12 protein-coding genes, 1 pseudogene and 1 other annotated feature are annotated in these 11,020 nt (G+C 48.2%); of the genes and pseudogenes, 4 read left to right on the plus strand and 9 right to left on the minus strand.

Features of this window, described 5'->3' with window-relative positions:
- Positions 1–287 (minus strand): transposase (locus tag BFF42_RS03315; protein WP_000567737.1); only part of this gene is annotated, 287 nt, incomplete at its 3' end.
- Between the two features lie 92 nt (positions 288–379).
- On the opposite strand from BFF42_RS03315, the pseudogene BFF42_RS28530 reads away from it, so the two are divergent.
- Both BFF42_RS28530 and BFF42_RS03320 read left to right on the plus strand, forming a co-directional pair.
- Positions 380–448: pseudogene (locus BFF42_RS28530) on the plus strand (ogr/Delta-like zinc finger family protein); the annotation flags it as partial.
- A gap of 190 nt (positions 449–638) precedes the next feature.
- The gene (locus BFF42_RS03320; RefSeq protein WP_000078916.1) at positions 639–779 is read left to right on the plus strand and encodes a Hok/Gef family protein; all 141 of its coding nucleotides are present in this window, start codon (positions 639–641) and stop codon (positions 777–779) included.
- A gap of 303 nt (positions 780–1,082) precedes the next feature.
- Here the strand turns inward: BFF42_RS03320 and ihfA are convergent, their stop codons facing one another.
- From ihfA to thrS, 8 genes are all read right to left on the minus strand, one after another.
- Positions 1,083–1,382, minus strand: coding sequence for an integration host factor subunit alpha (gene ihfA / locus BFF42_RS03325; protein WP_001229265.1), 300 nt, complete (start codon positions 1,380–1,382; stop codon positions 1,083–1,085).
- A 4-nt stretch (positions 1,383–1,386) separates the two neighbouring features.
- Positions 1,387–3,774 carry a phenylalanine--tRNA ligase subunit beta gene (gene pheT, locus BFF42_RS03330; RefSeq protein ID WP_000672352.1) on the minus strand — a complete coding sequence of 796 codons (2,388 nt, stop codon included), beginning with the start codon at positions 3,772–3,774 and terminating at the stop codon, positions 1,387–1,389.
- Between the two features lie 14 nt (positions 3,775–3,788).
- The gene (gene pheS / locus BFF42_RS03335; RefSeq protein WP_000018595.1) at positions 3,789–4,772 is read right to left on the minus strand and encodes a phenylalanine--tRNA ligase subunit alpha; all 984 of its coding nucleotides are present in this window, start codon (positions 4,770–4,772) and stop codon (positions 3,789–3,791) included.
- A 208-nt stretch (positions 4,773–4,980) separates the two neighbouring features.
- Positions 4,981–5,104 (minus strand) — a sequence feature (Phe leader region).
- Entirely contained in the window at positions 5,054–5,098 is a 45-nt protein-coding gene (gene pheM / locus BFF42_RS03340) for a pheST operon leader peptide PheM (RefSeq protein ID WP_001386830.1), read from the minus strand. It overlaps the preceding feature by 45 nt.
- A 116-nt stretch (positions 5,105–5,220) precedes the next feature.
- Entirely contained in the window at positions 5,221–5,577 is a 357-nt protein-coding gene (gene rplT / locus BFF42_RS03345) for a 50S ribosomal protein L20 (RefSeq protein WP_000124850.1), read from the minus strand.
- Positions 5,578–5,629: 52 nt separating this feature from the next.
- Positions 5,630–5,827, minus strand: coding sequence for a 50S ribosomal protein L35 (gene rpmI / locus BFF42_RS03350; protein ID WP_001124225.1), 198 nt, complete (start codon positions 5,825–5,827; stop codon positions 5,630–5,632).
- Between the two features lie 96 nt (positions 5,828–5,923).
- The gene (gene infC, locus BFF42_RS03355; RefSeq protein ID WP_001700733.1) at positions 5,924–6,466 is read right to left on the minus strand and encodes a translation initiation factor IF-3; all 543 of its coding nucleotides are present in this window, start codon (positions 6,464–6,466) and stop codon (positions 5,924–5,926) included.
- 3 nt (positions 6,467–6,469) lie between these two features.
- A complete protein-coding gene (gene thrS / locus BFF42_RS03360; RefSeq protein ID WP_001144196.1) occupies positions 6,470–8,398 on the minus strand; it encodes a threonine--tRNA ligase in 1,929 nt (642 codons plus the stop codon).
- A gap of 521 nt (positions 8,399–8,919) precedes the next feature.
- Between thrS and espL1 the strand changes: the two genes are divergently transcribed.
- Entirely contained in the window at positions 8,920–10,818 is a 1,899-nt protein-coding gene (espL1, locus tag BFF42_RS03365) for a type III secretion system effector EspL1 (protein ID WP_000081096.1), read from the plus strand.
- Positions 10,819–10,882: 64 nt separating this feature from the next.
- The coding region (locus BFF42_RS03370; protein ID WP_001645659.1) for an insA N-terminal domain protein at positions 10,883–11,020 on the plus strand (138 nt) is incomplete at its 3' end.

The following is an 11,020-nucleotide window of genomic DNA, read 5'->3' on the forward strand; positions in this document are numbered from 1 at the left end:
AGTTCATTTTCCATCGTTTTCTTGCCGAGCAGGCGCTGGAGTTCTTTAATCTGCTTCATGGCGGCAGCAAGTTCAGAGGCAGGAACAACCTGTTCTCCGGCGGCCACAGCAGTAAGACTTCCTTCCTGGTATTGCTTACGCCAGAGAAATAACTGGCTGGCTGCTACACCATGTTGCCGGGCAACGAGGGAGACCGTCATCCCCGGTTCAAAGCTCTGCTGAACAATTGCGATCTTTTCCTGTGTGGTACGCCGTCTGCGTTTCTCCGGCCCTAAGACATCAATCATCTGTACTCCAATGACTAGTCTAAAAACTAGTATTAAGACTATCACTTATTTAAGTGATACTGGTTGTCTGGAGATTCAGGGGGCCAGTCTACCCGTGGCATGAACTGCCAACTTCACACAGAGGAAACAATCAGATGAGTTTGCCCTTACCTCAGAATTAACGAGCAGAATTGCCGGAGTAACAAAAAAGCGATAGATTACGCGCGGGTGCCTTTCGGCTGATGGTCGGAGGGAATACCTGAAGGCCAGATGTGGAAAGGCCCCGGAAAACATTTTTGTTTAACCGAGGCCCTAACCGTCTACCCTAAGCAAGTGATAGGTTAGCGCCTCCCCGAAAAAGGAGCAAGCGCTATGTCGCAAAAATCGCTTACGGCCATCACGTTCTGCGTGACGGCAATCCTCATCATCTGGATGCTGCACGGTTCGCTGTGCGAAATACGGATGAGCTTCTGGGGAGCGGAGTTTGCGGCGTTCTTACAGTGTAAGCAGTAAGGAAACCGCGACGGGGGAGCAATCCCCCGTCAATCGGTTGCCAGGGTAAGGTCGATAAGGCACCCTATCTCACAGACATGAACAACAAACCCGCAGCGTAAAAACTGCGGGGTTTCTTTTTGGTGTCCTCACCGACTTGAAACAGTGATCAGACTATAAGACAAAGCCCACAATGTAGCGGGCTTACTCCCCTCCCCCCACTAAATGTGGACGCATCGTGGAACGAAGAGATATAAAACATTATAAATCAATTAGTTATTGAAAGAAAAAAGGCCGCAGAGCGGCCTTTTTAGTTAGATCAGATTACTCGTCTTTGGGCGAAGCGTTTTCGACCCGGCTTTTTAACTTCTGCCCGGGTCTGAAGGTCACCACGCGCCGTGCTGTAATGGGAATATCCTCGCCCGTTTTCGGGTTACGTCCCGGGCGTTGATTCTTATCACGCAGATCGAAGTTACCAAAACCAGAGAGTTTCACCTGTTCGCCGTTTTCCAGAGCGCGACGGATCTCTTCGAAAAACAGTTCAACCAGTTCTTTGGCATCCCGCTTGCTAAGCCCAAGCTTATCAAACAGATATTCTGACATTTCAGCTTTTGTAAGCGCCATAGGTTCAATCCCTCAATGATGCCTGGAATCGCTCTTTTAATGCCTCTACACATTTGGCGACGGTAGCGGCAATCTCCTCTTCTTCGAGTGTACGGCTGGTATCTTGCAGGATCAGGCTTATGGCGAGGCTCTTATACCCCTCCGCAACACCCTTACCGCGGTACACGTCAAATAAGTTTACGCCAACTACCTGATTTACGCCAACTTTCTTACATTCGGATAAAATATCCGCTGCGGGAACGTTTTCTGCGACCACCACCGCGATGTCACGACGGTTCGCCGGGAAGCGAGAAATCTCGCGCGCCTGAGGCACCACGCGGTCTGCGAGCTTGTTCCACTCCAGTTCGAACACCAGAGTGCGACCGTTAAGATCCAGTTTACGTTCCAGTTCAGGATGAACAACTCCAACAAAACCAATACGTTCCCCTTTCAGATAAATCGCTGCGGATTGCCCCGGATGCAGTGCCGGATTCGCTTCTGCACGGAACTCAACCTCATTCAGTTTACCGGTCAGGTCGAGAACGGATTCAAGATCGCCTTTCAAATCATAGAAATCAACGGTCTCTTTTGCCAGGTTCCAGTGCTCTTCGTAACGGTTACCGCAAATCACACCGGCTAACATCAGATCCTGACGAATGCCCAACGGTGCCTGAGTATCTGGTACGAAACGCAGACCGCTTTCGAAAATGCGCACACGGTTCTGCTGACGGTTCTGGTTGTACACCACGGTTGCCAGCAGGCCGGTCCACAGAGAAAGACGCATTGCTGACATTTCAACAGAGATCGGGCTTGGCAGCAGTAAGGCTTCAACGCCTGGATGGATCATCTGCTGCACTTTCGGATCAACGAAGCTGTAGGTGATCACTTCCTGATAGCCTTTGTCGTTGAGCAGCGTTTTCACGCGTTTGAGCGACAGGTCAGCTTCACGGTGAGTACCCATAATCAGGCTTGCCTGTACCGGCTCATCCGGGATGTTGTTGTAGCCGTAAACACGCGCGACTTCTTCGACCAGATCTTCTTCAATCTCCATATCGAAACGCCAGCTCGGCGCAACTGCCTGCCACTCGTCTTTGCCTTCGGTCACTTCGCAGCCGAGACGACGCAGAATGTCAGTTACCTGTTCATCAGCAATATGATGGCCGATCAGGCAATCCAGTTTGCTACGACGTAAAGTGATGGTTGCACGCTTCGGCAGCGTTGCTTCGTTGGTGATATCAATTACCGGACCAGCCTCACCACCGCAGATGTCGATCAGCAGACGGGTCGCACGTTCCATCGCTTTGTGCTGCAGTGCCGGATCAACGCCACGCTCATAACGGTGAGACGCATCAGTATGCAGGCCATGACGACGAGCACGACCGGTGATAGACAGCGGGCTGAAGAAAGCGCATTCCAGCAAGACGTTTTGCGTTTCGTCATTCACGCCAGAGTGTTCGCCACCAAAGATGCCGCCCATCGCCAGCGCCTTGTTGTGGTCGGCGATGACCAGAGTGTCAGCATTCAGCTTCGCTTCAGTGCCATCAAGCAGCACCAGCGTTTCGCCCTCTTTTGCCATCCGCACCACAATGCCGCCTTCAATGCGATCTTTATCGAAAGCGTGCATCGGCTGGCCCAGTTCGAGCAGTACATAGTTGGTGACGTCAACAACTGCATCGATAGAACGGATCCCGCAACGACGCAGTTTTTCTTTCATCCACAGCGGAGTTGGCGCTTTAACGTTAATGCCTTTTACCACACGGCCAAGATAGCGCGGGCAGGCTTCAGGCGCTTCGACTGTAATCGGCAACGTGTCGTCGATGGTCGCACCAACCGGAACGATTTCCGGTTCAACCAGCGGCAGCTGATTCAGCACGGCAACGTCACGCGCAACACCAATGATACCTAAGCAGTCGGCACGGTTTGGCGTTACGCTGATTTCGATGGTGTTGTCATCGAGTTTCAGGTATTCGCGGATGTCAGTGCCAATCGGCGCATCTGCAGGCAGTTCGATAATGCCGCTGTGATCGTCAGAAATTCCCAGTTCAGAGAAGGAGCACAGCATCCCTTCAGACGGTTCGCCACGCAGTTTCGCCGCTTTAATTTTGAAATCACCCGGCAGAACAGCACCAATGGTAGCTACCGCCACACGCAGGCCCTGACGACAGTTTGGCGCACCACAGACGATGTCCAGCAGGCGATCGCCGCCGACATTCACTTTTGTCACACGCAGTTTGTCAGCGTTCGGATGCTGCGCACACTCAACCACTTCACCAACGACCACGCCGTGGAAGCTACCGGCAACCGGTTCTACACCGTCAACTTCCAGGCCCGCCATAGTGATTTGATTCGCCAGCGCATCGCTATCAATCGCCGGGTTCACCCATTCGCGTAACCACAGTTCACTGAATTTCATAATCTATTCCTGCCTTATTTAAACTGTTTGAGGAAACGCAGATCGTTTTCGAAGAATAAACGCAGGTCGGTGACGCCGTAACGCAACATAGTCAGACGCTCCATCCCCATCCCGAAGGCGAAACCAGAGTAAACTTCCGGGTCGATGCCAACGTTACGCAGCACGTTCGGATGCACCATCCCGCAACCCAGCACTTCCAGCCATTTACCGTTTTTACCCATGACGTCAACTTCTGCAGAAGGCTCGGTGAACGGGAAGTAGGAAGGACGGAAGCGAATCTGCAAATCTTCCTCAAAGAAGTTACGCAGGAAATCGTGCAGAGTGCCTTTCAGGTTGGTAAAGCTGATGTTGGTATCAACAATCAGACCTTCCATCTGATGGAACATCGGCGTGTGAGTCTGGTCGTAGTCGTTACGATAAACGCGGCCAGGCGCGATGATACGAATCGGTGGCTGCTGGGCTTTCATGGTGCGGATCTGTACGCCAGAGGTCTGGGTACGCAGCAGGCGGGTAGTGTCAAACCAGAAAGTGTCGTGGTCAGCGCGCGCCGGGTGGTGACCAGGAATGTTCAGAGCATCGAAGTTATGATAATCGTCTTCGATTTCCGGCCCGGTTGCCACGGTAAAGCCAAGCTCACCGAAGAAACTTTCGATACGGTCGATGGTACGGGTAACCGGATGCAGACCGCCGTTTTCAATGCGACGACCTGGCAGGGAGACATCAATCGTTTCCGCCGCCAGACGCGCATTCAGCGCTGCGCTTTCCAGTTCCGCTTTACGCGCATTCAGCGCCTGCTGAACCTGCTCTTTCGCTTCGTTGATAACCGCACCAGCTGCCGGACGCTCTTCTGGCGGCAGCTCACGCAGGGTCGTCATCTGAAGGGTTAAGTGCCCTTTTTTACCCAAATATTCGACGCGCACATTATCTAACGCGGCAACATCTGACGCCTGGCTAATGGCCGCCTTCGCACTGGCAACCAGTTCTGCGAGATGTGACATGGTTTTCCTCATTGTGTCAGTGGTGACACTGGTTCGTTGGACTTAGAGCCTATCCCATCAGGCTATTTTACTTGCCATTTTGGTCCCGGGCAGTGCTCGAAATTCTCACGTACTTAAATACGCTCCGGTTTCTCCGCGCTGGCCGTATCCAGACTGGCTGCGACAATTACGCCTGATAGACTGGCTTTTTATTTTTCAAAACGCGCATACAAAAAAAGCTCCACTGGGAGGCTTTCAGGCGCTGTTTTCCGTTTCTCTTCTCACGCGCTAGCCTCCTGGATTCAGGTGCTAAAGTAAAAAAAGAAGCGGAAAATAGCAGCATTCATTGCTTGCGTTACCTTTTGGTACTCTTCAAAAGACCTTTATTGAAAAGGCTACGGCGATAAAAGTCAATGTTTTGATGGCGTTGAAACGAAAAGAGGGAGACTAGCTCCCTCTTTCAACTGGCTTATGCCAGAGCTGCTTTCGCTTTTTCAACCAGAGCGGTGAACGCTACTTTGTCGAATACTGCGATATCAGCCAGGATCTTACGGTCGATTTCAACAGAGGCTTTTTTCAGGCCATTGATGAATTTGCTGTAAGAAATACCGTTCTGACGTGCTGCTGCGTTGATACGTGCAATCCACAGTTGACGGAACTGACGCTTACGTTGACGACGGTCACGGTAAGCATACTGACCAGCTTTGATAACAGCCTGGAAGGCAACGCGGTATACGCGAGAACGCGCACCGTAGTAGCCTTTAGCTTGTTTCAAAATTTTCTTGTGACGTGCGCGTGCAATAACACCACGTTTTACGCGAGCCATATGTGCTCTCCTGTATCTATATTCTAATTAAAAAGTTAAAAACGTTAACGGCTTATGCGTACGGCAGGCACGCGATTACCAGGCCCAGATCGCCTTTGGAAACCATGGCTTTCGGACGCAGGTGACGTTTACGTTTGGTCGCTTTTTTGGTCAGAATGTGACGCAGGTTAGCGTGCTTGTGCTTAAAACCACCTTTACCGGTTTTTTTGAAGCGCTTAGCAGCACCGCGTACGGTCTTAATTTTTGGCATTTTAATAACTTCCACTTCGCATTGTTAATAAACGAAACAAAGGCGAACAAAGCCTGTGAAGCCCGAAGGCTCCACAGACAGTGCTACTTGAAGGCCTTACTGTTTCTTCTTAGGAGCGAGCACCATGATCATCTGGCGGCCTTCGATCTTCGTTGGGAAGGATTCGACCACTGCCAGTTCTTGCAAATCGTCTTTCACGCGATTAAGCACTTCCATACCGATTTGCTGGTGCGCCATCTCACGACCGCGGAAACGCAGCGTGATTTTGGCTTTATCACCCTCTTCGAGAAAGCGAATCAGGCTGCGGAGTTTTACCTGATAGTCGCCTTCATCTGTACCAGGACGGAATTTAATTTCCTTAACCTGGATAACTTTTTGCTTTTTCTTCTGTTCCTTAGAAGACTTGCTCTTTTCATAGAGGAATTTGCCGTAATCCATTATACGACAAACCGGCGGCTCGGCGTTAGGGCTGATCTCGACTAAGTCTACTCCGGCTTCTTCTGCTTTCTCCAGAGCTTCTCTCAGACTCACAATACCAAGCTGCTCGCCTTCCAGACCTGTTAAGCGAACTTCCTGGGCGCGAATTTCGCCATTGATACGGTTAGGGCGCGCCGTTTGAACTCGTTTTCCGCCTTTAATACCTTATTCCTCCAATTGTTTAAGACTGCGGCTGCGAATCTCTTGTTGCAACTTCTCGATCACTTCATTTACGTCCATGCTTCCCAGGTCTTTACCACGGCGGGTGCGAACGGCAACTTTGCCTGATTCCACCTCTTTATCACCACAGACCAGCATATATGGGACGCGACGCAAAGTGTGCTCGCGGATTTTAAAGCCAATCTTCTCATTTCTCAAGTCTGCTTTAACACGAATGCCCGCATTTGATAGTTTTTGCGTCAATTCGTTAACGTATTCAGACTGTGAATCGGTAATATTCATGATAACAACCTGAACTGGCGCAAGCCAGGTCGGGAAGAAACCAGCGAATTCTTCGGTCAGGATACCGATGAAACGTTCCATCGACCCCAGAATTGCGCGGTGAATCATTACCGGTACCTTACGCTCGTTGTCTTCGCCCACATAGGAGGCGCTCAGACGAGACGGCAAGGAGAAGTCCAGCTGTACTGTACCGCACTGCCATGCACGATCGAGGCAGTCATACAGGGTAAATTCAATTTTCGGACCGTAGAAAGCGCCTTCACCCAGTTGATATTCAAACGGGATGTTGTTTTCTTCCAGCGCAACCGCCAGGTCCGCCTCAGCACGATCCCACATTTCGTCGCTGCCAATACGTTTTTCAGGACGAGTGGAGAGTTTGACGACGATCTTCTCGAAGCCAAAAGTGCTGTACATATCATAGACTAAACGGATACATCCGTTAACTTCATCGCGAATTTGTTCTTCAGTACAGAAGATATGCGCGTCATCTTGGGTAAATCCACGCACGCGCATCAGGCCATGCAGCGAACCTGACGGCTCGTTACGGTGGCAGCTACCAAACTCGGCCATACGCAGCGGCAGATCGCGATAAGACTTCAGCCCCTGGTTGAAAATTTGTACGTGACCCGGGCAGTTCATCGGCTTAATGCAGTATTCACGGTTCTCAGAAGATGTGGTGAACATTGCATCTTTGTAGTTGTCCCAGTGACCGGTTTTTTCCCACAGGACACGGTCCATCATGAACGGACCTTTAACTTCCTGATACTGGTACTCTTTCAGTTTAGAACGAACAAACACTTCCAGTTCACGGAAGATGGTCCAGCCGTCGTTGTGCCAGAATACCATACCCGGCGCTTCTTCCTGCATATGGTACAGGTCGAGCTGTTTACCGATTTTACGGTGGTCGCGTTTCGCGGCTTCTTCCAGGCGCTGCAGGTAAGCGTTAAGTGCTTTTTTGTCTGCCCACGCCGTACCGTAAATACGTTGCAACATTTTGTTGTTGCTGTCGCCACGCCAGTAAGCCCCTGCCGTTTTCATTAGTTTGAAATGATGGCAGAAACGCATGTTCGGTACGTGCGGACCGCGGCACATATCGACATATTCTTCATGGAAGTACAGACCTGGCTTGTCATCATGGGCGATGTTTTCGTCAAGAATGGAGACTTTGTAGCTCTCCCCACGGTTGGCGAAAGTTTCACGCGCTGCGTGCCAGCTGACTTTCTTCTTAATGACGTCGTAGTTTTTCTCAGCAAGCTCATGCATCCGCTTCTCGAGTGCTTCGACATCTTCCTGGGTTAACGTGCGGTCAAGATCAACGTCGTAATAAAAACCGTTGTCAATAACCGGGCCGATTGCCATTTTGGTATGCGGCCAAAGTTGTTTAATCGCATGCCCTAACAGGTGCGCACAGGAGTGACGAATGATCTCCAGACCTTCTTCGTCTTTGGCGGTAATGATCGACAGTTGTGCGTCGTTTTCAATCAGATCGCAAGCATCAACCAGTTCGCCATTAACGCGCCCTGCGATACAGGCTTTCGCCAGACCTGGACCAATGTCCAGCGCAACATCCATGGGGCTTACAGCGTGGTCGTAATGGCGTTGGCTGCCATCAGGAAGAGTTATAACAGGCATTTTATATCCTTATTTGCAGTGGTGACCCACACGAAAGATCACATACAAAGAAAAATTTGTTTATTAACAGTTCATTGCGAAACCATCTAGCCAACAAATGCTAAATTGGTTCGCAATCAGGTACACAAATGAAAGACATTAACCTCTCACCTTCCACCCGGTTGAACGATGTTAACACTAAAAAAAGGGAGATTGTACCTTTCCGTTTCACATTGATTCGATTCGCAATTCGTTTGTAGTGAGTACACCAGCAAAACGCTTAAAGAACCACTGATAACATCACGGTGCGTCTGAAAGGTTTACTGCGAGCGGATTTACAGCAGCATAAACTGAATCCAGCAAAGTTCGTTGCGTGATTTGGCGGTAGTATTTAAACGATCATGAGATTAATGACGAAGTGGTCATATCACAATGATAAAAGTGACACAATTCTTATAGCAATTTTTCGTGCACATTTCGTTCTGGCGATAATAATTAATCATCATCCTCAAAACCTCCAGTATATATAAGGTGAATAGATTATGAGTCAAAACGATATCATTATCAGAACTCATTATAAGTCTCCTCATAGATTGCACATCGATAGCGACATACCAACGCCTTCATCAGAGCTTATTAATCAATTTGCGCGCCAACTCATCACCCTACTTGATACCTCTGACTTAAGTTCGATGCTGTCATACTGTATTACTCAGGAATTTACCGCAAACTGTCGAAAAATATCACAAAATTGTTACTCCACTGCCCTTTTTATCATTAACTTTGCCACTTCACCCATCCATGCAGAAAATATACTTATTACATTACACTATAAAAAAGAAATCATTCCCTTATTTCTGGAAACCACGCCTATTAAGGCTAACCATTTGCGAAGCATACTGGATTATATTGAGCAGGAACAGTTAACTGCCGAAGATCGTAACCATTGTATGAAACTGTCTAAAAAAAGCCATAGAGAAAAAACTATACAACCAACAGTAAATCTCAATGGTAGTGCATGTTTTTTGCAATCTCCTTCTGACGCTATTTTTTGTCGCCATCTGTCATTGCAATACGCCCTTGATTCATTGAGAAATGGAAAAGGCAAAGTCAACCTGATTAAACATTACTCCTCCGTTGAATCCATACAGCAGCATGTCCCCTTAGTCCGGGATGCGGAGTTCAGAGCATTACTTCGCCATCCTCCTGCAGGGAGTCGCGTTATCGCGAGTAAGGATTTTGGCTTCGCTTTAGATATTTTCTTTTGTCGAATGATGGCAAACAATGTCAGTCATATGTCCGCGATTTTATATATAGACAATCATACTTTGTCAGTAAGGCTACGAATAAAGCAGTTAGTGTATGGACAATTAAACTATGTAGTGTCCGTCTACGACCCGAACGATACCAACGTTGCCGTCAGAGGCACCCACAGGACAGCACGGGGCTTTCTTTCGCTTGATAAGTTCATCAGTTCAGGTCCCGATGCTCAGAGCTGGGCTGACAGGTATGTTCGCAACTGTGCAATTGCTATTCTGCCCCTATTACCTGTGGGAGTTCCAGGGGCTATTTTCGCGGGTATTGCATCACGAATGCCATTTGCCCCTATACATCCATCGGCAATGTTGTTAATAATGGCCACAGGCCAGACTCAACAGCTTATTACATTATTCAAACAGTTGCCCATACTCCCTGAAAAAGAAATCATTGAAATAATAACTGCGCAGAATAGCGTTGGTACACCTGCTTTATTTCTGGCTATGATGAACGGACATACTGACAACGTAAAAATATTTATGCAAGAAATTCAGTCACTGATATACAATCATATCATTCATGAAGATAATCTGGTTAAATTACTGCAAACTAAAAGTGCTAACGAAACACCTGGGCTCTATATCTCCATGTTGTATGGGTTCGATGAAACAATCGATATCTTTCTGAATGCATTAACCACTCCAATAGCACAAGAGCTTTTAAACAAAAAAATAGTGATGGATATTTTAGCAATGAAAACACGTGATGGTGAACTAGGGTTGTTTGCTGCAATGGAAAATAATCACCCTTTGTGTGTCACACGGTTCCTCTCTAAAATTAATGGCATCGCCTTTAAATACAAGTTGAGCAAAGCTAACATCATGGATTTATTAAAAGGCGCTACAGCACATGGAACCCCTGTATTATACATCGCCATGAGCAAGGGTAATGAAGACGTCGTGTTATCTTATATATCGACGCTGAATATTTTTGCAAAAAAATATTCTTTTAGTCAACGTCAGTTATTCACACTGTTGGCCGCTAAAAATCATGACAACATGTCAGCTGTTCATATAGCCATTCATCATAATCATTATAAAACTGTAAAAACATATTATGCTGCTATAAATGTAATCAGCCAAAGCCTGAGTTTTAGTGCTGATGAACTAAAGACGTATTTATAACCAACTATTGGTAATGCTGCCAACTTATTGGTTTAGTGTATGATGGTGATTTTAAGGTGCTTGCGTGGCTTCCATTTCCATCAGATGTCCTTCCTGCTCCGCTACTGAAGGCGTGGTGCGTAACGGCAAAAGCACTGCCGGACATCAGCGCTATCTCTGCTCTCATTGCCGTAAAACATGGCAACTACAGTTCACTTACACC

It is taken from the genome of Shigella sp. FC1661 (genome assembly GCF_001712525.1).
Taxonomy (GTDB): domain Bacteria; phylum Pseudomonadota; class Gammaproteobacteria; order Enterobacterales; family Enterobacteriaceae; genus Escherichia; species Escherichia coli.